The 24,012-nt window shown below is 32.4% G+C and carries 25 protein-coding genes; 18 read left to right on the plus strand and 7 right to left on the minus strand.

The window, feature by feature from the left end; translation table 11 throughout:
* Nucleotide 1: 1 nt before the first annotated feature.
* From gatA to dinB, 6 genes are all read left to right on the plus strand, one after another.
* On the plus strand, nt 2-1,459 hold the full coding sequence (gene gatA, locus ACY191_RS06530) for an Asp-tRNA(Asn)/Glu-tRNA(Gln) amidotransferase subunit GatA (RefSeq protein WP_042739190.1): 1,458 nt from the start codon (nt 2-4) through the stop codon (nt 1,457-1,459).
* A 12-nt stretch (nt 1,460-1,471) separates the two neighbouring features.
* Complete coding sequence (gene gatB, locus ACY191_RS06535; protein ID WP_107513078.1) at nt 1,472-2,899, plus strand: Asp-tRNA(Asn)/Glu-tRNA(Gln) amidotransferase subunit GatB; 1,428 nt, start codon at nt 1,472-1,474, stop codon at nt 2,897-2,899.
* A gap of 288 nt (nt 2,900-3,187) precedes the next feature.
* On the plus strand, nt 3,188-4,105 hold the full coding sequence (locus ACY191_RS06540) for a diacylglycerol kinase (protein WP_042739188.1): 918 nt from the start codon (nt 3,188-3,190) through the stop codon (nt 4,103-4,105).
* 133 nt (nt 4,106-4,238) lie between these two features.
* A complete protein-coding gene (gene rlmD, locus ACY191_RS06545) occupies nt 4,239-5,600 on the plus strand; it encodes a 23S rRNA (uracil(1939)-C(5))-methyltransferase RlmD (protein ID WP_042739187.1) in 1,362 nt (453 codons plus the stop codon).
* A gap of 189 nt (nt 5,601-5,789) precedes the next feature.
* Nucleotides 5,790-6,338: a DUF3267 domain-containing protein gene (locus tag ACY191_RS06550; protein WP_042739186.1), complete on the plus strand. Its 549-nt coding sequence runs from the start codon at nt 5,790-5,792 to the stop codon at nt 6,336-6,338.
* A 243-nt stretch (nt 6,339-6,581) separates the two neighbouring features.
* Entirely contained in the window at nt 6,582-7,652 is a 1,071-nt protein-coding gene (dinB, locus tag ACY191_RS06555) for a DNA polymerase IV (RefSeq protein WP_042739185.1), read from the plus strand.
* Nucleotides 7,653-7,723: 71 nt separating this feature from the next.
* Here dinB and ACY191_RS06560 read toward each other — a convergent pair whose 3' ends face one another.
* Nucleotides 7,724-8,278 (minus strand): 3'-5' exonuclease, encoded by a 555-nt coding sequence (locus ACY191_RS06560; protein ID WP_229366877.1) that lies wholly within the window; start codon nt 8,276-8,278, stop codon nt 7,724-7,726.
* A 233-nt stretch (nt 8,279-8,511) separates the two neighbouring features.
* Nucleotides 8,512-9,012, minus strand: a complete 501-nt coding sequence (ftnA, locus tag ACY191_RS06565) for an H-type ferritin FtnA (RefSeq protein WP_042739183.1) — start codon at nt 9,010-9,012, stop codon at nt 8,512-8,514.
* A gap of 171 nt (nt 9,013-9,183) precedes the next feature.
* Here ftnA and murT point away from each other — a divergent pair, with 171 nt between their 5' ends.
* Together murT and gatD are read left to right on the plus strand one after the other, a co-directional pair.
* Entirely contained in the window at nt 9,184-10,503 is a 1,320-nt protein-coding gene (murT, locus tag ACY191_RS06570; RefSeq protein WP_107590090.1) for a lipid II isoglutaminyl synthase subunit MurT, read from the plus strand.
* Nucleotides 10,500-11,216: a lipid II isoglutaminyl synthase subunit GatD gene (gene gatD / locus ACY191_RS06575; RefSeq protein WP_042739181.1), complete on the plus strand. Its 717-nt coding sequence runs from the start codon at nt 10,500-10,502 to the stop codon at nt 11,214-11,216. The genes murT and gatD overlap by 4 nt, the downstream gene beginning before the upstream one ends.
* A 299-nt stretch (nt 11,217-11,515) precedes the next feature.
* On the opposite strand, the gene ACY191_RS06580 is transcribed toward gatD, so the two are convergent.
* Nucleotides 11,516-12,502 (minus strand): FUSC family protein, encoded by a 987-nt coding sequence (locus ACY191_RS06580; protein WP_229366878.1) that lies wholly within the window; start codon nt 12,500-12,502, stop codon nt 11,516-11,518.
* A 174-nt stretch (nt 12,503-12,676) separates the two neighbouring features.
* Here ACY191_RS06580 and map point away from each other — a divergent pair, with 174 nt between their 5' ends.
* The 5 genes from map to vraR all read left to right on the plus strand — a co-directional run bounded on the left by map (nt 12,677) and on the right by vraR (nt 16,297).
* A complete protein-coding gene (gene map, locus ACY191_RS06585) occupies nt 12,677-13,429 on the plus strand; it encodes a type I methionyl aminopeptidase (RefSeq protein WP_042739179.1) in 753 nt (250 codons plus the stop codon).
* A 104-nt stretch (nt 13,430-13,533) separates the two neighbouring features.
* Complete coding sequence (locus ACY191_RS06590; RefSeq protein WP_042739178.1) at nt 13,534-13,920, plus strand: hypothetical protein; 387 nt, start codon at nt 13,534-13,536, stop codon at nt 13,918-13,920.
* A gap of 16 nt (nt 13,921-13,936) precedes the next feature.
* Entirely contained in the window at nt 13,937-14,638 is a 702-nt protein-coding gene (gene vraT, locus ACY191_RS06595; protein WP_042739177.1) for a cell wall-active antibiotics response protein VraT, read from the plus strand.
* Nucleotides 14,635-15,678 (plus strand): sensor histidine kinase VraS, encoded by a 1,044-nt coding sequence (vraS, locus tag ACY191_RS06600; protein WP_042739176.1) that lies wholly within the window; start codon nt 14,635-14,637, stop codon nt 15,676-15,678. The genes vraT and vraS overlap by 4 nt, the downstream gene beginning before the upstream one ends.
* Nucleotides 15,668-16,297: a response regulator transcription factor VraR gene (vraR, locus tag ACY191_RS06605; RefSeq protein WP_042739175.1), complete on the plus strand. Its 630-nt coding sequence runs from the start codon at nt 15,668-15,670 to the stop codon at nt 16,295-16,297. The genes vraS and vraR overlap by 11 nt, the downstream gene beginning before the upstream one ends.
* Nucleotides 16,298-16,349: 52 nt before the next feature.
* Here the strand turns inward: vraR and ACY191_RS06610 are convergent, their stop codons facing one another.
* From ACY191_RS06610 to ACY191_RS06620, 3 genes are all read right to left on the minus strand, one after another.
* Complete coding sequence (locus tag ACY191_RS06610) at nt 16,350-17,423, minus strand: YihY/virulence factor BrkB family protein (protein ID WP_042739174.1); 1,074 nt, start codon at nt 17,421-17,423, stop codon at nt 16,350-16,352.
* Nucleotides 17,424-17,627: 204 nt separating this feature from the next.
* On the minus strand, nt 17,628-17,912 hold the full coding sequence (locus ACY191_RS06615; protein ID WP_042739173.1) for a magnesium transporter CorA family protein: 285 nt from the start codon (nt 17,910-17,912) through the stop codon (nt 17,628-17,630).
* Between the two features lie 6 nt (nt 17,913-17,918).
* The gene (locus ACY191_RS06620) at nt 17,919-18,383 is read right to left on the minus strand and encodes a low molecular weight protein-tyrosine-phosphatase (protein ID WP_042739172.1); all 465 of its coding nucleotides are present in this window, start codon (nt 18,381-18,383) and stop codon (nt 17,919-17,921) included.
* Between the two features lie 154 nt (nt 18,384-18,537).
* Here ACY191_RS06620 and ACY191_RS06625 point away from each other — a divergent pair, with 154 nt between their 5' ends.
* From ACY191_RS06625 to ACY191_RS06635, 3 genes are all read left to right on the plus strand, one after another.
* Entirely contained in the window at nt 18,538-18,720 is a 183-nt protein-coding gene (locus tag ACY191_RS06625) for a DUF1128 family protein (protein WP_082039199.1), read from the plus strand.
* 18 nt (nt 18,721-18,738) lie between these two features.
* Nucleotides 18,739-19,974, plus strand: coding sequence for an aminopeptidase (locus ACY191_RS06630; protein WP_229366879.1), 1,236 nt, complete (start codon nt 18,739-18,741; stop codon nt 19,972-19,974).
* Between the two features lie 121 nt (nt 19,975-20,095).
* The gene (locus ACY191_RS06635) at nt 20,096-20,617 is read left to right on the plus strand and encodes an acyl-CoA thioesterase (protein ID WP_042739169.1); all 522 of its coding nucleotides are present in this window, start codon (nt 20,096-20,098) and stop codon (nt 20,615-20,617) included.
* A 558-nt stretch (nt 20,618-21,175) separates the two neighbouring features.
* On the opposite strand, the gene yfkAB is transcribed toward ACY191_RS06635, so the two are convergent.
* On the minus strand, nt 21,176-22,330 hold the full coding sequence (gene yfkAB, locus ACY191_RS06640; RefSeq protein ID WP_042739168.1) for a radical SAM/CxCxxxxC motif protein YfkAB: 1,155 nt from the start codon (nt 22,328-22,330) through the stop codon (nt 21,176-21,178).
* 259 nt (nt 22,331-22,589) lie between these two features.
* Here yfkAB and ACY191_RS06645 point away from each other — a divergent pair, with 259 nt between their 5' ends.
* Both ACY191_RS06645 and ACY191_RS06650 read left to right on the plus strand, forming a co-directional pair.
* Complete coding sequence (locus ACY191_RS06645) at nt 22,590-22,763, plus strand: SE1561 family protein (RefSeq protein WP_107513199.1); 174 nt, start codon at nt 22,590-22,592, stop codon at nt 22,761-22,763.
* A 94-nt stretch (nt 22,764-22,857) separates the two neighbouring features.
* Nucleotides 22,858-23,376 (plus strand): type 1 glutamine amidotransferase domain-containing protein, encoded by a 519-nt coding sequence (locus tag ACY191_RS06650; protein WP_042739167.1) that lies wholly within the window; start codon nt 22,858-22,860, stop codon nt 23,374-23,376.
* The last annotated feature ends 636 nt before the right edge of the window (nt 23,377-24,012 follow it).

Here is a 24,012-nt window from a genome sequence, read left to right on the forward strand (position 1 = left end):
GATGACCATTCGTTATGAGTCTGTAGAAAATTTAATTAAATTAATTAAAAATAAAGAAGTTAAACCGTCACAAATCGTTAGTGATATATACGATGCAATAGAAGAAACAGATCCTACAATTAAATCGTTTCTTGCTTTAGATAAAGAAAATGCTATTAAAAAAGCACAAGAATTAGATGAATTACAAGCGAAAGATCAAATGGAAGGGAAACTATTTGGTATCCCAATGGGAATTAAAGATAACATTATTACAGAAGGCGTGGAAACAACGTGTGCAAGTAAAATGTTAGAAGGATTCGTACCGATTTATGAATCAACTGTAATGAATAAACTACATAATGAGCAAGCGATACTAATCGGTAAAGTCAATATGGATGAGTTCGCAATGGGTGGTTCAACAGAGACTTCATATTATAAGAAGACAGTGAATCCATTTGACCATACTGCTGTTCCTGGTGGATCATCAGGTGGTTCTGCTGCAGCGGTTGCAGCCGGTTTAGTACCATTTACTTTAGGATCTGATACAGGTGGTTCTATTCGTCAACCAGCAGCATATTGCGGAATTGTAGGATTGAAACCAACATACGGTCGTGTGTCTCGCTTTGGATTAGTTGCATTCGCTTCATCTTTAGACCAAATTGGACCATTGACTCGTACTGTTAAAGATAACGCATTAGTACTTGAAGCAATTACTGGATTAGACGAACATGATTCAACAAGTGCACCAGTTGAAGATGCTGATTTTACTTCAGATATCGGTAAAGACATTAAAGGATTAAAAATTGCATTACCTAAAGAATATTTAGGGGAAGGTGTTTCTGAAGAAGTTAAAGCATCTGTACAACAAGCAGTTGAAACTTTAACTGAATTAGGAGCTACCGTAGAAGAAGTATCACTACCTAATACTAAATATGGTATTCCATCATATTATGTTATTGCATCTTCTGAAGCATCATCAAACTTATCACGTTTTGATGGTATTAGATATGGTTATCACTCACCTGAAGCAAACTCATTAGAAGAATTATACAAAATGTCTCGAAGCGAAGGCTTTGGTGCTGAAGTTAAGCGTCGTATTTACTTAGGAACATTTGCTTTAAGTTCAGGATACTATGACGCATTTTATAAAAAATCACAAAAAGTAAGAACACTTATCAAAAATGATTTTGATCGTGTATTCAAAGAATATGACGTTGTTGTTGGTCCAACTACACCAACTCCAGCCTTTAATCTAGGTGAGGAAATTGATGATCCATTAACAATGTATGCAAATGATCTATTAACGACACCAGTTAACTTGGCTGGTTTACCAGGTATTTCTGTTCCTTGTGGTAAATCTAACGGTCGTCCAATTGGCTTACAATTTATCGGTAAACCGTTCGATGAGAAGACGTTATATCGTGTTGCTTACCAATATGAAACAAAATTCAATCTTCATAATGAATACGAAAATTTATAAGGAGTGGAAACCATGCATTTTGAAACAGTTATTGGACTAGAGGTCCATGTTGAACTTAAAACAGAATCTAAGATGTTCTCTCCATCACCAGCGCACTTTGGTGCAAATCCAAACTCTAATACGAACGTAATTGATCTTGCTTACCCAGGTGTCTTACCAGTAGTAAATAGACGTGCAGTAGACTGGGCGATGAGAGCTTCAATGGCATTAAATATGGATATTGCTACAGAATCTAAATTCGATCGTAAAAACTATTTCTACCCAGATAATCCGAAAGCATATCAAATTTCTCAATTTGACCAACCAATTGGTGAAAATGGTTATATTGATATTGAAGTAGACGGAAAAACAAAACGAATCGGTATTACACGTCTTCATATGGAAGAAGATGCTGGTAAATCAACGCACAAAGATGGTTATTCATTAGTTGACTTAAACCGTCAAGGTACACCATTAATCGAGATTGTGTCTGAACCTGACATCCGTTCTCCACAAGAAGCATATGCTTATTTAGAAAAATTACGCTCAATTATTCAATACACTGGCGTATCTGATTGTAAAATGGAAGAGGGATCATTACGTTGTGATGCTAACATTTCTTTACGACCATATGGTCAAGAGGAATTTGGTACTAAAGCAGAGTTGAAAAACCTTAACTCATTTACTTACGTACGTAAAGGTCTTGAATATGAAGAAAAACGTCAAGAAGAAGAATTATTAAATGGCGGAGAAATTCTTCAAGAAACACGTAGATTTGATGAATCAACTGGTAAAACAATTCTAATGCGTGTGAAAGAAGGTTCTGATGATTATCGTTACTTCCCAGAACCTGATATTGTTCCACTTTATGTAGATGAAGAATGGAAAGAGCGCGTACGTCAAACTATTCCTGAATTGCCAGATGAAAGAAAAGAAAAATATGTTAATCAATTTGGTCTGCCAGCTTACGATGCACATGTCTTAACATTAACTAAAGAAATGTCAGATTTCTTTGAAGGTGCAGTAGAAGCAGGTGCCGATGTAAAATTAACATCAAACTGGTTAATGGGTGGCGTAAATGAATATCTAAATAAAAACCAAGTTGAGCTGTTAGATACAAAATTAACACCAGAAAATTTAGCTGGTATGATTAAGTTAATTGAAGATGGCACAATGAGTAGTAAAATTGCTAAAAAAGTATTCCCAGAATTAGCTGAAAATGGTGGAGATGCTAAACAAATTATGGAAGATAAAGGACTAGTTCAAATTTCTGATGAGGCTACATTATTGAAATTTGTTAACGAAGCTTTAGATAATAATCCACAATCTGTTGAAGACTTTAAAAATGGTAAAGGTAAGGCGATGGGCTTCTTAGTCGGTCAAATTATGAAAGCCTCTAAAGGTCAAGCAAACCCACAATTAGTTAACCAATTATTAAAGCAAGAATTAGAAAAGAGATAATTGAGTAATTAATATAATAGCTTGGGGTCATCATTGCACATAGCTTATACAAGTAGGGCTAATCCAAAAAATTGGATTAGCCCTACTTGTTATTTTATAGAAAAAAAGGTTATCTTATATTTTTAAACATAATGACTATCTATTGATTTTCAGTCAATGATACAGTTTATGTGGAAGTCAATTTTGTCTATTTGCATAATATATTCAGTTAATTTGGTCTAAATGCTTTTATCCATTTCATAAATCATTTAATATAGAGTATGAGTAAATGAAGTTGAGGGATAAAATATGAGAAAACGAGCTAGAATCATTTATAATCCAACGTCAGGTAAGGAATTATTTAAACGTACGTTACCAGATGTGTTAATAAAATTAGAAAAAGCTGGATTTGAGACGAGTGCATATGCGACTGAAAAGGTTGGCGATGCGACTGCAGAAGCAGCAAGATGTTTAGAACATAACTACGATGTACTGATTGCAGCTGGTGGTGATGGTACCCTTAATGAAGTAATCAATGGTATCGCTGAACAGCCTAACAGACCTCAATTAGGTATTATTCCAATGGGGACTGTGAATGATTTTGGACGTGCTTTACATCTGCCTAATGACATCATGAGTGCAATCGATGTTATTATAGAAGGTCACAGTACCAAAGTTGATATTGGTAAGATGAATAGTAGATACTTTATAAACTTGGCGGCTGGCGGTCAACTCACACAAGTTTCATATGAGACACCAAGTAAATTGAAGTCGATTGTAGGACCTTTTGCATACTATATCAAAGGTTTCGAAATGTTACCACAAATGAAGGCTGTCGATTTACGTATAGAATATGATGATGAAGTGTTCCAAGGTGAAGCCTTGTTATTCTTATTAGGTTTAACAAATTCGATGGCAGGATTTGAAAAGTTAGTACCAGATGCCAAGCTAGACGACGGACATTTTACATTGATTATCGTTGAGAAGGCTAATTTAGCAGAATTAGGGCATATTATGACGTTAGCTTCAAGAGGCGAGCACACCAAACATCCAAAAGTGCATTATAAAAAAGCAAAATCAGTCAGTGTGTCATCATTCGTTGATATGCAGTTAAATGTCGATGGCGAATATGGCGGTAAATTACCAGGTAATTTCTTGAATTTAAAGCAACACATTGAAGTTTATACACCGAGTGATGTTCATAATCAAGAATTAGTAGAACAATAATAACGTAAATTAAGCTTGAAGTGTGTATTCACTTTAAGTTAAAATAAATAGTCGAAAAAATTTAAAAGAGAGTTAAGCGACGAGGTTAGGTAAACATCAAGTATCCTAACCTCTTTTCATGTGGGGTGAAATAATGAGTACATTACAAAAAAATGAAGTGCGAGAAGGTAAAGTGATTGATTTGACACATGAAGGGCATGGTGTTGTTAAATTAGATCGCTATCCTATTTTTATACCGAATGCATTAATTGATGAAACAATTGAATATAAAGTGATTAAGGTAAAAAAGAACTTTGCAATTGGTAAGTTATTAGATATTAAAGTACAAAGCAATCAAAGGGTTGAACCACCCTGTGTTTATTATTACAAGTGTGGTGGTTGTCAGTTGCAACACTTGTCATATCAAGCACAGTTAGCAATGAAAAAAGAGCAAGTAATTAATTTGTTTCACCGTAAGGCCAACTTCGAAAATACTATTATCCATGACACAATAGGAATGGAGACGCCATGGCGCTATCGAAACAAATCTCAAATTCCTGTAGGTAAAAATGAAAATAATGATGCAATCATGGGTTTTTATCGTCAAAGAAGTCATCAAATCATAGATATGGATGAATGTTTAATACAAGATACAAAACATCAAGATGTAATGAATCATGTGAAGCAATGGTGCAATGAACTAAATGTGAGTATTTATGATGAGCGCAAAAAAGCTGGACTTATGCGTCATGTTGTTATCAGAACAGGTCATTATACTGGAGATTTGATGGTTATATTTGTTACAAATGGTAAGAAATTCAAACAAAGTGACATTATGACTCAAAAATTAATTGAAACATTTCCAAATATAAAAAGTGTAAAGCATAATATTAACAATACCCATTCTAATGTCATCATGGGTGACGTTTCACATACACTTTATGGTGTAGATCAAATTGAAGATACTTTATCAGATATTACCTTTAAGATTAGCGATCAATCATTTTACCAAATTAACTCTACTCAAACTGAAAAATTATATCAACGTGCGATTGAATATGCAGATTTACAAGGCGAGGAAACAGTGTTAGACACATATTGTGGTATAGGTACAATTGGTCTTTACATGGCACCAAAAGCAAAGCATGTATATGGTGTTGAAGTTGTACCTGAAGCTATTGAGGATGCTAAAAAAAATGCGACTATAAACCAGTTTGAAAATACTACTTTTGTCTGTGGTAAAGCAGAAGAAGTTATTTTAAAATGGAAAGCACAAGGAATCAAGCCTGATGTAGTTATGGTTGATCCCCCACGCAAAGGTTGCGATGAAAGTTTTTTAGATACATTATTAGAATTAAATCCAAGAAGAATTGTCTATATATCTTGTAATCCTTCAACGCAACAAAGAGATGCACAACATTTAGCAACTCAGTACGAGTTAACACAAATTACACCTGTCGATATGTTCCCACATACAACACATGTGGAAACAGTGGCGCAATTTGATAGAATATAATATTTGTTAGTAAAAGGTAATAAAGGGAATAGACCAACTAACATAGAACTATAATATTTCGAAATATTGCAGGAAACGGATGTTTGTTAAATTTCAATTACAGGCAACTAACTTTCGTGAAATGTACTTTAAACGTGGGAATAACCATTGTATACTCTAGGTAATAGGTAACGATTGGGAGGTTAGCTAATGTTTAAAATTGATTTGCTTGCTAATAAAAAAGCATTGGAAAGATTTATATTGTTCCAACTCACAGTGGTAATGATTTCAATTTTATTTTGCTATAAGTTGGCATATTCATTAACGCATATTATTGAGCAAAACATCGTCTTTAACATGATATTTGGGATTCTAGGGTTTACGGTGATTTATTTCTTACATGAACTGATTCATATCGTATGTTTTAAATTGTTCTCTAAAGGTGAGAAGCCCACATATAAATTTAAACTGGGCTTGTTGTCGACACATATGCCAAAGGTATATTTTAAAAGATGGCAATATATCATTATAATGTTAGCACCTTTAGTCGTTATCACAGCATTATTATTTATTGTATTTTCATTTTATGCTTACTCATCAATATTGTTTATTGCTAGTATACATGTGGGATATTGTGTACTTGATATTTATTTTGTGACTGGGGCATTAAATAGTAAAGTCAAACTTATTGAAGATACTGAAGAGGGTATATTGTTTTATACAGAAGATAAGACTACATACCGCACTGAGCTAGAATAAGCTAAATTAGGCAATTGCAATTGTATATTATGTTAGTTCGATTATAGAGCCAATGATTTCAAGTTATTATTGAAACCATTGGCTTTAACTATGTCATGAATTGTAAATATTTTAAAGTTCTAATAACTCATTAGAATAGACAAATGGCTACAACTGAAACTAAATTGCTAGTATAATAAATGTACTAGAAGGTAATATCCATGATGAAATTTTATGACATAAATGAAAAGGAGGTGTATGGTATTGGCAGAAAGACGCATTATTCATGTTGATATGGATTATTTCTTCGCGCAAGTTGAAATGCGTGATAATCCAAAGTTAAAAGGGAAACCAGTTATTGTAGGAGGTAAAGCGAGTAGTCGGGGCGTGGTATCTACAGCATCTTATGAAGCACGTCAATATGGTGTTCATTCTGCAATGCCTACAGCTCAAGCGCATAAACTATGTCCGAATGGCTATTATGTTTCTCCAAGATTTGAAGCATATAAAGCAGCTTCTGATAAAATTATGAAAATATTTAAAAGTTATACAGATATTGTTGAACCATTATCTTTAGATGAGGCGTATTTAGATATAACCCATTTGGTGAGACCTGATCTTCCAGCATCAAGTATTGCTCAATATATAAGAAGAGATATTTTTGAGGAAACAAAGTTAACAGCTTCAGCTGGCGTATCATACAATAAATTTCTCGCTAAATTAGCCAGTGGTATGAATAAGCCCAATGGTTTAACAGTAATTGATTATAATAATGTTCATGAAATATTGATGAATTTAGATATTGGTGATTTTCCAGGGGTAGGTAAAGCATCAAAAGAAAAAATGCATGAACACCATATATTTAATGGACAAGATTTATATAATCAAAGTGAGTATGAACTGATAAGGTTATTTGGTAAACGAGGTCATGGTTTATATAATAAAGCGCGTGGAGTCGATCATAATCCTGTAAAACCAACAAGAATTCGTAAATCTGTAGGTACTGAGAGAACCTTTTCAACTGATATGAACGACGATGACGCGATATTACAAAAAATATGGGAACTAAGTAATAAAACTGCAGATAGATTAGCTAAAATTCAAAAGTCAGGTAAAACAGTAACCGTAAAAATAAAAACATATAAATTTGAAGCCTTATCAAAGCAAAAAAGTTTAAGGTCACCTGTTAGAAATGAAACAGATATCTATAATATCGCTTATAGCCTGTATGCTGAGTTGAAGGACCCTGAAGTACCAATTCGATTAGTTGGTGTAACTGTAGGTAATTTAGAACGCTCAACATACGAAAATATGACTATTTATGACTATATTTAAATTACATTAATGTAAATATAAACAGGCACGAAGCAAATTTTTGCTTCGTGCCTGTTCTGCATATTAATAAACTAATCTTTATTAGTTAAATCTTTTCCATAAATTTTTAACATGCTATCTAAATTTTCATAGTGTTGTAATAATCTGAATGTTATCATAGCGCATGCTTTCGCATCATTTAATGCATCATGATGACCATGGAAATCTAAATTGTAATATTGCATCATATAATTTAGTCCATAGCGATGGTGATTGATTGTTCTTCTGGATAATTGCAATGAACAAAAGTATCTCATACTAGGTGTTTGTTGACCTATTGCCTTTATACTTTCATGCAATACATTCATATCAAACGCAGCATTATGCGCAACAACAGGTAAATTACCAATAAAATCCAACATATGTGGATAGACAAATGCAAAGTCAGGTGCATTTTGAACATCATCTGGTTGAATACCGTGTACTGCTATGTTTTGTTGAGAAAAATAGTCATTCGGATTTACTAATGTGTAAAATGTTTCAGTGATTTGATGATTGACTACTTTAACCATACCAACTGAACAAATGCTTGTGCGTTTACCATTTGCAGTTTCAAAGTCCAAGGCAATAAATGCGTCGTCTTTCATTGTGCAAGTTCCTTTCAAAGTAAAAATATATCGTTTAAATTACTAGCTTCAATTATAAATAATATCCATATTGTTAGTAATATTATTATACACTATATAGTAATATTCATGGCACAACTTGCATAATTAATAGCAGTGATAAAATATAAAAAACCCATTCTTAAATGTGAATGGGTGAGCCGTTATGGAACGATTGAACTTAAGTTTAAAAAATATAGACTGAATTATGAACCTTATTCTTCATTAAATGTACGTGCTGCAAGTTCTTTTTCGTATAAATAAAGTGTATTGCTATCATCACCGATACGTTTCAAGTAATCGATGTGTGTTTCAAACATTGATTCTTCTTCAACTTGTTCATCTAGGAACCAATTTAAAAATGAAATTGTTGCATAATCTTTATCTTTATTTGCTAATTCTGATAAATTATAGAAACGACGTGTAACATCTTGTTCTTGTGCAAGTCCATCTTCAAATGTTTCTAAAATATTTTTGAAATCAGATTTTGGTGCTGAAATAGCAGAGAACACTGCTTTTTCACCACGGTCATTAATGTAATCATAAATTTTTTGACCATGAAATCTTTCTTCTTTAGCTTGTTGGATATAAAAGTTAGCAAAACCTTCATATGAACCATTGTCACAGTATGCTGCCATTGCCATGTATGCATGGGCTGCGTAAAATTCATGGTTCATTTGTTCATTTAATGCGTCTAACAATTCTTTGTTTAACATAAGTAATAGCCTCCATATATCATTTTTTTTAGTATAACAAATCTATTATCATTAGTAAATAATAATTATTATAATCTAGAGATTGGGTATGATAATTCTTAATGAGAATTGTTTGGAATACAACTTAATCATGTTATAATATTTTAAGTGAAGAAGTAGAGGAGGAACGACATGAGACGTTGGACTGCGACACGACTAGCAAAAGTAGCAAGGCAAGCGAGCAGAGCTGCAGGGAAAAAGGGCACTGACTTGCCAGGTCAAATTGCTAGAAGAGTAGATAAAAATATATTAAGAAAATTAGCTTCTCAAGTGGATGAAATTGTATTTATAAGTGGTACAAATGGGAAAACAACCACTTCAAATTTAATAGGTCATACTTTAAGAGCCAATGATATTAAAATCATACATAATAATGAAGGTGCGAACATGGCAGCTGGCATCACTTCGGCATTCATTTTACAAATCAAACCAGCAACAAAGATTGCTGTTATTGAGATTGATGAAGGATCGATACCAAGAGTGCTAAATGAAGTAACGCCGACAATGATGGTATTCACAAACTTCTTCCGAGACCAAATGGACCGCTTTGGTGAAATTGATATTATGGTTAACAATATTGCTAATGCTATTAGTAATAAAGGTATAAAGTTGTTACTAAATGCTGATGATCCATTTGTAAGTAGATTGAAGATTGCAAGTGATACAGTTGAATATTACGGTATGAAAGCTCATGCACATGAATTTGAACAAAGTACAATGAATGAGAGCAAGTATTGTCCTAATTGCGGACAACTATTACATTATGATTATATCCATTATAACCAAATTGGGCATTATCATTGTAATTGTGGCTTTAAGCGTGAAGCAACGAAATACGAAGTATCTCACTTTGATTTAACCCCTTTTATTAATATATCCATTGAAAATGAAATGTTTAATATGAAAATTGCAGGCGATTTTAATGCTTATAATACAATTGCAGCATATACAGTTCTGAGAGAATTAGGATTAAATAATGATGCGATACGAAGAGGATTTGAAACATACACATCAAATAATGGACGTATGCAATATTTCAGAAAAGATAGTAAAGAAGCAATGATAAACCTAGCTAAAAATCCTGCCGGTATGAATGCGAGTCTTTCAGTAGGTGAACAATTAGAAGGACGTAAAGTATATCTAATGAGTTTAAATGACAATGCTGCTGATGGAAAGGACACATCCTGGATTTATGATGCCGACTTTGAAAAGCTAACACGTCAGGATATTGAAGCGATAATCGTTACAGGGACTCGTGCGGAAGAGTTACAATTGAGATTGAAATTGGCTGAAGTAAATGTACCAATCATATTAGAGAAAGACATTTATAAGGCCACTGCTAAGTCAATGGAGTTTAAAGAGAGTTTTACTGTGGCGATACCAAACTATACTTCATTAACGCCAATGCTTAGTCAGTTAAACCACTCTTTTGAGGAGGGGAAAGATAAATGAACGAATTAACGGTTTATCACTTTATGCCAGATAAATTAAACCTTTATAGTGATATAGGGAATATCATTGCATTAAAGCAACGTGCCAAGCTGAGAAACATTAAATTAAATGTCAGAAATGTAAATGAAACTGAAGGTGTAACATTAGATGACTGTGATATTTTCTTTATCGGTGGTGGTAGTGATAGAGAACAATCATTAGCTACTAAAGAACTAAGTAAAATTAAAGAAAAATTAAAAACTGCAATTGAAGACGGTATGCCAGGCTTAACAATTTGTGGCGGTTATCAGTTTTTAGGCAGTAAATATATTACACCTGATGGTACAGAATTAGCAGGTTTAAACATTTTAGACTTTTATACTAAATCACAAACTGACCGACTGACTGGTGATATAGTAATTGAAAGTGAGACATTTGGTACAATTGTTGGTTTTGAGAACCATGGTGGAAGAACGTATCATAATTTTGGTACGCTAGGTAAAGTCGTGCATGGTTTTGGTAATAATGATGACGATGCAAAAGAAGGGATTCATTATAAAAATTTATTAGGTACTTATTTACATGGGCCAATTTTACCTAAAAATCATGAAATAACGGATTATTTATTGGAGAAGGCATGTGAGAGAAAGAATATTCCATTCGAGCCGAAACAATTAGATAATACGGAAGAAGAAGCGGCAAAGCAAGTTATTGTCGACCGTGTTTCAAAGTAACAGGTATAGCATAATCCTATTCTTATAGGTTTAATAAAGATATAACTAAAACTGCCAATACAGTGCGTGCACTGTATTGGCAGTTTTTATATGGAAATATTCTGTTTTGATTTGATGATTTCTTAGAAACAATCATTTAACCAGTGACTAAACGAGGTCTATCACGTTATCAGGTACTTTAGCAATGTACTAAATATAATAAACAAAGTCTAGACAATTACCAATAAAGACTTTAAATGAACCTTGGTTTGAAACTGTATGACAAGAAGAGTAAAGTGTTTAAAATCGATTGTAACCATTTAGGCAAATCGATGATCTAATATACGATAGATTAATAATATTTCGTAAATAATATGGCTCTTTATTTGATTGTCATCAAATTCATCTAACCCTTTAACAGATGCTTTTAACACGGAAGCAGCACGTTGTTGTCTTTCGAAATGTCCGGTTTTATGAATTTCACTAATACTATGTGCAATATTAAGTATTGCAAGGCGTTCCTCGCAAGTAAACACTTCATATGTATCCTTAGGTAAATAAACAAGGTTAGAAAGATGTGTGATAAATAATCTGTTAGTGTGTGAGCGTGTCGTTAATGATTTAAGTCTGATCCATTCATCGTCATGGTGTTTATGGTAACTGAGTTCGTCTTTTTGATAGGATAGCAGTGTTTCTACCTTTTGGTTTAAATCTAACAATGCGTTCAATTGATTGAAGGGTGCTCCTTTAGTAAACTTCCCAAGTAACAGTTGTTTCATGCGTGTGTTGAATAAATCATACATCAAAGATTCCGTTAAATTAATATTGTCTTCAAGTTGATCATAATACTTGGGTGGTAAGACGATGAAGTTGACTAACCCAGCAGTGACCAATCCGATAATGGCAGTCAATAAACGCGAAAAGAAATTGAAATAGTATGCTTCATGTATACCTGGAATCATCGCCATCGCTGTAAGCGTTGCTACCGTGGTACCAACATGTAAATTAAGTTTAGTACATAAAATAATAGTAAATGTTGCACTAAAGGCGTATGAAAATGGCGACTGGTCACCAAAGATAAAGGTGAATACAACAGAAAATAATGCACCAATTACAGTTGCAGGCAAACGTTTGTAGCCTTTTTTTAATGATGCTTTAGCAGTTGGTTCTATTGTTACGATAGCTGTTAATATTGCGAAAATAGGATTTAAATCTAAGGCTAAACAAAAAAATGCAGTTAAAAATGTAGCTAAACCTGTTTTAATTGTTCTTGCACCGATAATGCGTTTATACCAATTATCATTCATTAACAAAACTCCTAGTAGATTAAAAAATCAAACGTAGTATATAAACAAAAGTTGCCGTATGATTCATTCAAGTATAGTGTTAAACTGTACTTGTTGAATTTTTCTAATTTATTATATCAAAAAAAATCTGCTATAATAAGAAAGAATATAAATTTTAAAAAGGAACGGGATAAAATGATTGTAAAAACAGAAGAAGAATTAATTGCGTTAAAAGACATTGGTTACATCTGTGCTTTAGTTCGCGACAAAATGCAAGCTGCTACAGTACCTGGTATCACAACTAAAGAATTAGATGATATTGCAAAGGATTTATTTGAAGAACATGGTGCAATTTCTGCACCTATCCATGATGAAAACTTCCCAGGGCAAACATGTATTAGTGTAAATGAAGAAGTTGCTCATGGTATCCCTGGTAAACGCACAATTAAAGAAGGCGACTTGGTAAATATAGATGTTTCTGCATTAAAGAATGGTTATTATGCAGATACTGGAATTTCATTTGTAGTCGGAGAATCAGATAATCCATTAAAGCAAAAGGTATGCGATGTGGCTTTAGAAGCATTTGAAGCGGCAATGACTAAGGTGAAACCAGGTACGAAATTAAGTCAAATCGGGAAGGCTGTACACGCAACAGCACGTAAAAATGATTTGACAGTAATCAAAAACCTAACGGGGCATGGTGTTGGCCAATCATTACACGAAGCACCAAACCACGTAATGAATTATTATGATCCAAAAGATAAAACATTATTAAAAGAGGGCACTGTAATAGCAGTAGAGCCGTTTATTTCAACAAATGCTACATTCGTTACAGAAGGTAAAAATGAATGGGCATTTGAAACAAATGATAAAAGTTTTGTTGCACAAATTGAACACACAGTGATTGTGACAAAAGATGGACCTGTTTTAACTACTAAAATAGATTAAAAGGTGTTTCGGTCTAAAGTCCTAATATAAGATGGTTCCGGAGCCTATTACAATGGCTCCGGATATTTTTTATAATAGAATCTAATCAAGCATGAGGTGATTCTATGAATTATATTACGTTATATTTAGAAAAAGTTACGCGAAATACATTTTATAGCAGTTTAGTAGAATACAGAGATGCATTAGATAAAAAATTAAGAAGCATCGAATTATATATCAAATACTTAATTGAAAGAAAAGCATATTTAGAAGAATTAATTGACAGTTTAACTTTAACCTTAGAGAATAAATATATCGATAAAATAGAGGAAAAACATATTTATTGCGCTAAGGAAATCGATGATAATGAAATTGAAAATATTAAAAATAAATTAAATGGAATGGAAGCAGACTACGCGAGAATTGAAGCCGATTTATCACATCAAGCTACAGAGAAAGCAAATGTAGAAACAGAATGTGATTTAATCGAACGTATTAGTTTAGTCGCTTGAAGAAAGGTGGCGAAACATGACTCATAAATATATATCAACTGAAATGTTGATCATATTTACAGCTTTAATGATCATAGCCAATTTTTATTACATTTTCTTTGAAAAGATTGGCTTCTTATTAGTGTTATTACTAGGGTGCATTTTAGTTTATGTAGGTTACTTATATTTTCATAAAGTAAGAGGACTATTGTCTTTTTGGATAGGAACATTATTAATTGCCTTTACATTACTCTCTAATAAATACACTATTATAATTTTATTTATCTTTTTAATTGTCTTAATTGTGAGATATATTATTTATAGATTTAAACCATTAAAAGTTGTTGCAACGGACGAAGATGTAGAGTCACCCGAGTTTATTAAGCAAAAATGGTTTGGTGAACAACGTACACCAGTTTATGTATATAAATGGGAAGATTTACAGGTTCAACACGGCATTGGTGATGTCCATATAGATATGTCAAAAGCAGCAAATATTAAGGAAAATAATACAGTTGTTGTGAGACATATTTTAGGTAAAGTACAAATCATTGTTCCGCTTAATTATAATATTAAATTAAATTTCACCACTTTATATGGTAATGCTTATATCAATGATAAGTCTTACAAAGTGGAAAACAATAATATAAAGGTTGAAGAACAGACTAAAGCTGAAAATTATGCTGTGAATATCTTTGTTTCAACATTCTTAGGTGATGTTGAGGTGATTTATAAGTGAATCACTATATAAGAGCGATTGGCTCGATGTTAATATTAGTTTATAGTACATTTTTTGCAATCTTTTTTATAGATAAAGTGTTTGTAAATATCATGTATTTCCAGGGCATGTTTTACACACAAATATTTGGTATTCCAGTATTGCTTTTTCTAAATTTACTAGTAATATTGTTATGTATCATTGTTGGTTCTGTTTTAGCTTATAAAATAAATCAACAAAATCATTGGTTACAAAACCAAATAGAACGCTCAATTGAAGGTCAAACAGTAGGGATTAATGACCAAAATATTGAACTGTACAATGAAACGATAGAATTGTACCAAACGTTAGTGCCACTTAATCAAGAGGTACATAAACTGCGTATGAAGACGCAAAATTTAACAAATGAGTCATACAATATTAATGACGTTAAGGTTAAAAAAATAATAGAAGATGAAAGACAAAGGTTAGCTAGAGAATTACATGATTCTGTAAGTCAGCAATTGTTCGCTGCGAGTATGATGCTTTCAGCTATTAAAGAATCGAACTTGGAGCCACCTTTAAACCAACAAATTCCAGTCCTAGAAAAAATGATTCAAGATTCACAACTAGAAATGCGTGCTTTACTCTTACATTTGAGACCAATTGGTTTAAAAGATAAATCATTAGGTGAAGGTATTAAAGATTTAGTCGTTGATTTACAAAAGAAAGTACCTATGAAGGTTGTACATGATATTGAAGAATTTAAAGTACCTAAAGGTATCGAGGATCATTTGTTTAGAATAACGCAAGAAGCTATTTCTAATACATTAAGACATTCTAAGGGAACTAAAGTTACGATTGAATTATTTAATAAAGAAGATTATCTTTTATTACGTATTCAAGATGATGGGAAAGGCTTTAATGTTGACGATAAATTAGAGCAAAGTTATGGGTTGAAAAATATGCGAGAACGTGCACTTGAAATTGGCGCGACTTTCCATATTGTATCGTTACCTGATGCAGGTACAAGAATTGAAGTGAAAGCACCGTTAAATAAGGAGGAGTCTAATGACGATTAAAGTATTATTTGTTGATGATCATGAAATGGTTAGAATAGGAATTTCAAGTTATTTATCAACACAGTCAGATATTGATGTGGTAGGAGAAGGTAAATCAGGAAAAGAAGCTATTGAAAAGGCACATGAACTACAACCAGATTTAATCTTGATGGATTTACTCATGGATGACATGGACGGTGTCGAAGCTACCGAGCAAGTTAAAAAGGACTTACCTCAAATCAAAGTAGTTATGTTAACAAGTTATATAGAAGATAATGAAGTATATCGAGCACTAGATTCAGGGGTTGATAGTTATATTCTAAAGACAACAAGTGCAAGTGATATTGCTGAAGCAATTAGGAAAACACATGCTGGTGAATCTGTTTTTGAAGCAGAAGTACTAGTGAAAATGCGTAATAGAATGAAACAACGTGCAGAATTATATGAAATGTTAACAGAGCGCGAAATGGAAATCTTATTACTTATAGCTAAAGGTTATTCAAATCAAGAAATCGCGAGCGCATCACATATAACAATTAAGACCGTTAAGACACATGTTAGTAATATATTGAGTAAACTTGAAGTTCAAGATAGAACACAGGCTGTTATCTATGCCTTTCAACATAATTTAATTCAATAATAAAAAGGACAATCGATTATTTCGATTGTCCTTTTTATTATTAATTTTATATTTATATATTCTGTTGATTATTGATTTCTGCTAATGTTTGTTCTTCTGGTGTTTTACCGGCGATTACTTTTCGTTGATGCATAATTGCATTAATTTCAGCGCCAATAATGATAATAAAACCAGTAATGTATAACCAAAGCATTAATATGATAACCCCGGCGATACTACCATATGTTTTAGAATAGTTGGCAAAATTAGAAATATAAATACTAAATAGGTAAGTCCCACCTAAAAATACAATTGTTGCAAAAATAGCACCAGGTATAACAGATTTCATTTTAATCTTCACATTAGGTGCTAATGTGTACAATACAACAAAAGCTATAAACACAATAATGAGAGGTAAAATAAATCTCACTAAGTTAAAAATAATCTTAACTTGTTCACCAAGACCGAGTGGACCAAATAGTAGTGCACCAATTTGCTGGCCGAATGTTGGTAAAATCATTGCAATTGGGAAGATAATAACCATTGCTAGTGTGAAAAGTACACTGAGTAATTTAGAGACGATAAAGTTCCTACTGTCTTCAACATCGTATGCAACGTTAAATGAATTCATGATTGCGGTCATACCATTAGAAGCTGACCACAATGCCATTATTAAACCGATTGAAAGTAAGCCACTACTTGCGTTGCCCATGATATCTCCAATGATAGATGATACTTGGGGTGCGTAATCTGGTGGTACATGTTCTTTAATCATAGAACGAATCGTCGACTGTTTTATACCTACCATAGGAACTATAGACAATAAGAATAGTAACATTGGAAAAAGTGATAGCATAAAGTAATATGATAATTGTGCAGATAGACCTGATGCATCATCTTTACCAATACGATAAATTAAATATGAGAAAAAATTAGAATCCTTGGTATACTTTACAGGTTTATTAATGCGAGATACAAAAAATGTTTGATTTTCTTTCTTTGCTGACTTTGATTTGAATTGATCAGGTGTGATATAAGTTCGATCACGTTTCGATTTACTTTTATGTTCATTTTGAGTATGTGTTTCTTGTTCTTCCTCTTTAATTTCATTAAGGAATTCAGAAGTACTTCGTTTTTGTTTAGACATATCAAAGCTCCTTATGTATTATATTTTCATATACCACTTTAATATACTGTAAAAATTGTTTTTGGTAAATATGTGTTACGTGATTCTTTCTATAAAACTCTAATTTATCTTTTTTAAAAATATTGTTTAGACTTTTTATTGTAAAAAAAAAACAATACCAGAGCAAATGCACTCTAGTATTGTTTGCAAAGTGGTTAAATAAAGTTAACCATTTAAACGATTATTTTTACGGTCTACAAATGTATCCTTTGCATCCTTTAATGAACGTTCTAATTCAGGATTGTTGCGTCTAATTTCTTCAACTACATCTTTCCAGTAAAGAACTTCATCTTTAATATTCCCAATTTTTGAAGGTTTTTGTGAACGATTACCTTCTTTAGCATCTTTAATTGATTGTTTTAATGATTGGCGTGTTGATTTATCTGCTAAAGTTATAGTGCCTCCAATCACGGCACCTAATAAAATTCCCGGTATTAATTTGTTTTGCATGTCGTGTTACCCCTCTCCTAAATTTGAATCTTTAAGTATAAAATCAATTAAATTATCACAAGATGATTGTACCATTTTATATACACCTTCGAAATTATTTGTATAGTATGGATCAGGGACATCTGTTTCCTCCATATCACTAAACTCTAATAGTTTAAACAATTGTCCTTTGATATTTGGGTTGATGTTACGTATGTTTTCAACATTACTTTGATCCATTGCAATGATATAATCGAAATCATCTGTAGATGTGAATAACTCACTAATCATTCCATCAATCGAAATATTATTTCGTGATAGTATGTCTTGCGTACCTTCATGTGGTGGTTCACCGAGATTCCATTTACCTGTACCTCGTGAATACACCTTTATGTCGGTAATGTTGCGTTCTTGTAATCTTTGTCTCATGATGCCTTCAGCCATAGGTGAACGACAAATATTTCCAAGACAAACAAATGCTACTGAAATCATTGTGTACCTCCAAATTGTATAATCCTAATTCCCATTTTAAAGCTTTTTTAATCATTTCTAAAGGGCATTTATGATAAAAGTTTAACAAGATAGGTAATTTTGATAAAATAAAACGTAAAAAGAGGTGAGTACTGTGACAACAAGAAATGAACAAATGATTGAAGAAATTCGTGAAAAATTAAACTTGGTTAATCAAAGTTTAATTGATCCAGAAAAATATAAGACTGCGAATGAAGAAGAAGTGCAAGAAATCCATGAGTATGTTACTTCTAAAGATTCTTTTACTCCAAGTGAAACAGCGGCTATTGCAGATGCACTTGGACAACTTCGCAAATAAACAAAGGAGCGTGTTAATATGACAAATTTACAAGATAAGTTACAGCAATATGCGCAATTACTCGTAAATGTAGGTATGAATGTACAAAAAGGGCAACCGGTATTTATTCGTTCAAGTGTAGACGCATTAGAATTGACACATTACATAGTTGAAGCTGCTTATGAAAGAGGAGCTTCAGATGTTAAGGTTGAATATAGTGATGATCGGTTAACACGTTTGAAATTTGAACATGAATCGTTAGACCATTTTGAGAATAATGAAGTTAAAGCATATGAAGTAGAAAAAAGAATGGATTATGTTAATAGAGGTGCAGCAAACCTTGCGTTAATCACTCAAGATCCAGACTTATTGAACGGAATTGATAATGATAAATTAGGAACTTTCCAACGCGCATATTCAATTGCGTATAAAGGCTATATGGAAAAAAGTCAGAAAAATGAATTTCCATGGTGTGTTGCCGCATATCCTTCTAAAGCTTGGGCGAAACGTGTATACCCTGAGTTAAATGAGGGTGATGCATATGAGAAATTTATTGATGAAGTGTTAGATATTGTTCGTGTAGATGGCAATGATCCGGTTGAAAATTGGAAAAATCATGTTGCTAACTTAAGTAAACATGCAGAAAAATTACAAAGTAAACAATATAAAGCGCTACAATATATCTCTGAAGGTACAGATTTAGAAATAGGATTACCTGATGGCCATATCTGGGAAGATGCGACAAGCTATACAAGTAAAGGACAAAAATTTGTTGCCAATATTCCTACTGAAGAAGTGTTTACTGCACCACATAGAGCGAAAGTAAATGGTTATGTAACGAATAAATTGCCATTAAGCCATAATGGTAACATTATAGATGGCTTTAAACTTACGTTCAAAGATGGTGAAGTTATAGATTTTGAAGCAGCTCAAGGAGAAGCGGTATTAAGAGATTTATTAAATACTGATGATGGTGCCAAACGTTTAGGTGAAGTTGCATTAGTACCTGATGATTCCCCAATTTCAAATAGAAATACGATTTTCTATAATACGTTATTTGATGAAAATGCATCATGTCATGTTGCATTAGGTGCTGCATATGCATTTAACCTTCAAGGTGGTACAGAAATGACTACTGAAGAGAAAATAGAGAATGGACTAAATGATTCATTAATACATGTTGACTTTATGATTGGAAGTTCGGACTTAACAATATATGGCATTACACAAGATGGTAAAAAGGAATTAGTATTTGAAAATGGTAATTGGGCATAAATTCTAATAACTGAGATATAAACGATGATGAAAATTATAATGGGAAAAATTGAATTAAATCTTGTTTGTATAAATAATTTACAGATAGGTCATACGACTTAAAGAGGGGATATGAGTATATATGGGAAATCGAAAGAGTAAGCCAATGTCAGAAGGACGTAGTGTGAAGGCGTTACAAGTTTTTCCACAAGACACTAACCACCATCACACAATGTTTGGTGGAACTATGATGGCTAATATTGATCAAATTGCTGCTATTACAGCTATGAAACATAGTAATGCACAAGTGGTGACAGCGTCTACGGATTCTGTAGACTTCTTGAAGCCAATAAAAACAGGAGATGTTGTATCTTACGAAGCGATGGTCACATTTGCAGGCACATCATCTATGGAAGTATGTGTACAAATTATAATTGAAGATGTATTGAATAATGAACGTCATTTAGCAGCACTTAGTTTTTTAACATTTGTTGCATTGGATGATCAAGGTAAGCCTGTTGGAGTCCCAGACGTATATCCTGAATCTGAAACTGAAAAATGGTTCCATGATACGGCGCCTGCTCGCGTTAAACGACGTAAAGAACGTCGAACAGAGAGTAAAAACACAATAGAATTTTTGTCGAATGTACAAAAAATAGAATAAAGTATAGGTGTTAAATTCTTAAATGATGAAACTATCTACAGAACATTATTGTTTTGTAGGTAGTTTTTTTATATGTTGTGTTGTAAATCATTGTTTCGTAAAGCTCATCAAAGGTTTTTGATCATTAATGGGCTTGTTATTGATCGCTTATCTAGGGGGATGGATCGAGCATTGGTCTTGGCACTCACCCTAATCCCTCAGGTGTCTCGAAAACAAGACGAAGTGCATATATCATTACTACAAAAAAGAAGACACTTCGTATAATTTAATAAACATACTAAACTAAATTAACGAGGTGTCTTATGTATAAAAAATTTAAATATATCTCAATTAACTCTACCAATGGAAACTGTAATACTTATACCTAAAACCGACATCGCACCTATTGAATATCATTTAGTAGAAACAATTCCACAAAAATGTATGCAACCATTTCTATGGTGCTTCTTTTTATCATCCTAAAAGGATGTTAAAAGTCATCGAATTTATTTTAATCTGTAAGACGAATGTCTAGGCTCATGTAATATATTCACTTATAAATACTTATTATATATGATTTTATGTCATTGAATATATACGGTGCATTTGACGTTCTTTTTCTTTAAAGTCAGTGTTAGGGTAATACATATTTTTTACTAATACATTTGGACCCAAACAATTAAATTCTGAACAATGACAATTTAATGATTGTGCTAAAGGTGTTTGTAACCATTGATTAAAGACATCTGGTAATTTATCTGATTTGATATTAGAAATAGTTCCATTTTCATCACCAAAGTCAGTCACAATGACATTACCAGTAAACACATTGACATTTAATCTGTTTCGTCCGTCAGGATCATTTCTCATAGTAACATTTTCAGTATCACGTAATCGTTGAAGTAATGCTTGGTCTTGTTCATCATTGATACAAGGGTAAATAGGCAATGTACCAAATAACATCCAAGTATTAGGATCACGAAAGTCTAATAAATGATGAATTGCTTTTTTCATATCAGCTAATGGTAAGACTTCTAATTGACTGGCAAAATCAGCAGGATACATCGGATGTATTTCATGGCGACTACATTTCATATCATTTACAATTTCTTGATGTATTTTTTCTAAATGGGGTAAGGTACTTTGGTTTAACATTGTTTCTGCAGATATAAACATACCTTGTTCAGACAATGTACGTGCATTAGTAATCATTTGATCGTATAACTTTAATTTAGCTTTGATTGGTGGTTGTTTTTCCATTGCTCCAAAGCCAACATCGGTGAATGTATCAATTGTTCCCCAATTGTGAGAGATGTGCATTACATCAATATATTCTGCAATGTCTAAATATCTATCTAATGGCAATGTTAAGTTTGAGTTCATTTGGACATAGATGCCACGATCATAGGCATATTTTAACAATGGTTTAACAACATTTCTTATAGATTTTTTAGAGAACATTGGCTCTCCACCAGTAATTGACATCGTTTTTAGGTGTGGGATTTCATCTAATCTGCGATAAATCAAATCCATTGGTAATGGGTCAGGGTCCGTTGTTTGTAATGTATAGCCTACAGCACAATGGCTGCAACGCATATTACATAAATTAGTTGTCGTAAATTCTATATTACTCAACGTCAATTGATTATGTGCCTGAATATCGTTATATGATTCCCAAGGGTCGTTAGTAATCGTGATAGGTTTTTTAGTATTCACACTATAGGTGTTTAGCATTATTAAAACTTCCTTCTTTTTGCTTTTCTATATTTAAATGAATTGATTAGCGGTTATCATGTACAGATTGAACATTTATCATTACTAATAGCTACTTATAATGAATTAAATTTTATGTAGTAATCATTATAGGTATATAAATGATTATGATAATAGTACTAATTCTTCTATTTTACTATAAATATTATTCAGACTATACCTATTTTTGTCAAATTCATGTTAGGATTAACATATCTTATATAAAGGAGTTCCTTACAAAATGAATGAAAACCAAACAATTGATCAAATTAAAACAAGATTAGAAAAATTCATTGATGACATTGATCATGTAAACCCTGATGAAGTTAGAGTGGAAGATATTGATGAATGGATCGGACTTTTAGATCAATTAGAGGAAAAAGTTAAAACAGTATCTAAATCAAATGATCAATAGTATCTATAGGTATTCAGATTTGTTTAATAATGTTTAAATCACTTTACTTTTGTCTATATAAAATATAGAACATAAAAGAGAAAGGTGATATTACATGGCTAAAAAAGTAGCAGTTATTGTAACTGATGAATTTGAAGATATTGAATTAACAAGTCCACAAGAAGCAATTGAAGAGGCAGGTCATGAAGTCGTTATTATTGGAGATGAAGCAAATAGTGAAGTCGTTGGGAAACATGGCGCAAAAGCCACTGTTGATTTAAGTATTGCCGATGCAAAACCAGAAGACTATGATGGTTTATTAATCCCAGGTGGTTTCTCACCAGACCATTTACGTGGTGATTCTGAAGGTAGATACGGTACATTTGCTAAGTACTTCACTAAAAATGACGTGCCAACATTTGCTATATGCCATGGTCCACAAATATTAATTGACACAGATGATTTAAATGGTCGTACACTTACTGCTGTATTAAATGTACGTAAAGACTTATCTAACGCTGGTGCGCAAGTAGTCGATGAATCAGTAGTAGTTGATAAAAATATCGTAACAAGCCGTACACCAGACGATTTAGACGATTTCAATAGAGAAATCGTTAATCAACTAAATGACTAGTTATAACGTAAACACAGTGTTTGATAATTATTTAAGTCATCACTTTTAAATCAATTTGAGTCTGGGACATAAATGCCCAGCATTAAGCCCATCAAAGATTTTTAATCTTTGATGGGCTTGTTATTGCTTGCATACCTTGATAACTTGAGGCTGGGTCAATTCTCGGTCTCGACACGCATCCTACTTTCTCAGGTATCTCGTAAACAATACTCAGTTCTTATATATTGTTACTACAAAAAATAAGACGCTTTATATTGAAGTAATTGAGACAGAAATTATCACTGAGATAAACTAAGTATTGAAAAAACGAGTTAAGTAATGAAGAATTAAGTAAAATTACAAATCATTAACAGTAAAAATTATCGATTTTAATTTAGTCTGAAAGACTAATGTCCTAGACTGTTTTATTAATTAATTTGATTAAAGCAAAAATGTTATTTTCTATTAAATAGTAGAGAGTGACATTTTTTTATTTGCTCACTAAGTAAAAATAACTATTTATTTGAAGTAAATCTATTCATTTGAAAGCTTTTTAAAACTTGATATTGAGATATTCATACACCTTGCGACTGATTTTTGTACTTTCTTGTAGATAAACGTTTAAACTCTTGTTAAACTCACTTATAATATAGTGAG

It is taken from the genome of Staphylococcus sp. TCBT05 (assembly GCF_055179755.1).

Coding starts and splice junctions, on each gene's coding strand:
- vraR (WP_042739175.1), top strand. CDS start 15,668: ATGACGATTAAAGTATTATTTGTTGATGATCATGAAATGGTTAGAATA.
- ACY191_RS06630 (WP_229366879.1), top strand. CDS start 18,739: ATGACAAATTTACAAGATAAGTTACAGCAATATGCGCAATTACTCGTA.
- ACY191_RS06560 (WP_229366877.1), bottom strand. CDS start 8,278: ATGAAAGACGACGCATTTATTGCCTTGGACTTTGAAACTGCAAATGGT.
- ACY191_RS06650 (WP_042739167.1), top strand. CDS start 22,858: ATGGCTAAAAAAGTAGCAGTTATTGTAACTGATGAATTTGAAGATATT.
- ACY191_RS06645 (WP_107513199.1), top strand. CDS start 22,590: ATGAATGAAAACCAAACAATTGATCAAATTAAAACAAGATTAGAAAAA.
- ACY191_RS06540 (WP_042739188.1), top strand. CDS start 3,188: ATGAGAAAACGAGCTAGAATCATTTATAATCCAACGTCAGGTAAGGAA.
- map (WP_042739179.1), top strand. CDS start 12,677: ATGATTGTAAAAACAGAAGAAGAATTAATTGCGTTAAAAGACATTGGT.
- ACY191_RS06625 (WP_082039199.1), top strand. CDS start 18,538: ATGATTGAAGAAATTCGTGAAAAATTAAACTTGGTTAATCAAAGTTTA.
- ACY191_RS06550 (WP_042739186.1), top strand. CDS start 5,790: ATGTTTAAAATTGATTTGCTTGCTAATAAAAAAGCATTGGAAAGATTT.
- ACY191_RS06610 (WP_042739174.1), bottom strand. CDS start 17,423: ATGTCTAAACAAAAACGAAGTACTTCTGAATTCCTTAATGAAATTAAA.
- vraT (WP_042739177.1), top strand. CDS start 13,937: ATGACTCATAAATATATATCAACTGAAATGTTGATCATATTTACAGCT.
- ACY191_RS06580 (WP_229366878.1), bottom strand. CDS start 12,502: ATGAATGATAATTGGTATAAACGCATTATCGGTGCAAGAACAATTAAA.
- ACY191_RS06620 (WP_042739172.1), bottom strand. CDS start 18,383: ATGATTTCAGTAGCATTTGTTTGTCTTGGAAATATTTGTCGTTCACCT.
- ACY191_RS06615 (WP_042739173.1), bottom strand. CDS start 17,912: ATGCAAAACAAATTAATACCGGGAATTTTATTAGGTGCCGTGATTGGA.
- gatB (WP_107513078.1), top strand. CDS start 1,472: ATGCATTTTGAAACAGTTATTGGACTAGAGGTCCATGTTGAACTTAAA.
- gatA (WP_042739190.1), top strand. CDS start 2: ATGACCATTCGTTATGAGTCTGTAGAAAATTTAATTAAATTAATTAAA.
- rlmD (WP_042739187.1), top strand. CDS start 4,239: ATGAGTACATTACAAAAAAATGAAGTGCGAGAAGGTAAAGTGATTGAT.
- yfkAB (WP_042739168.1), bottom strand. CDS start 22,330: ATGCTAAACACCTATAGTGTGAATACTAAAAAACCTATCACGATTACT.
- ACY191_RS06590 (WP_042739178.1), top strand. CDS start 13,534: ATGAATTATATTACGTTATATTTAGAAAAAGTTACGCGAAATACATTT.
- gatD (WP_042739181.1), top strand. CDS start 10,500: ATGAACGAATTAACGGTTTATCACTTTATGCCAGATAAATTAAACCTT.
- ftnA (WP_042739183.1), bottom strand. CDS start 9,012: ATGTTAAACAAAGAATTGTTAGACGCATTAAATGAACAAATGAACCAT.
- ACY191_RS06635 (WP_042739169.1), top strand. CDS start 20,096: ATGGGAAATCGAAAGAGTAAGCCAATGTCAGAAGGACGTAGTGTGAAG.
- murT (WP_107590090.1), top strand. CDS start 9,184: ATGAGACGTTGGACTGCGACACGACTAGCAAAAGTAGCAAGGCAAGCG.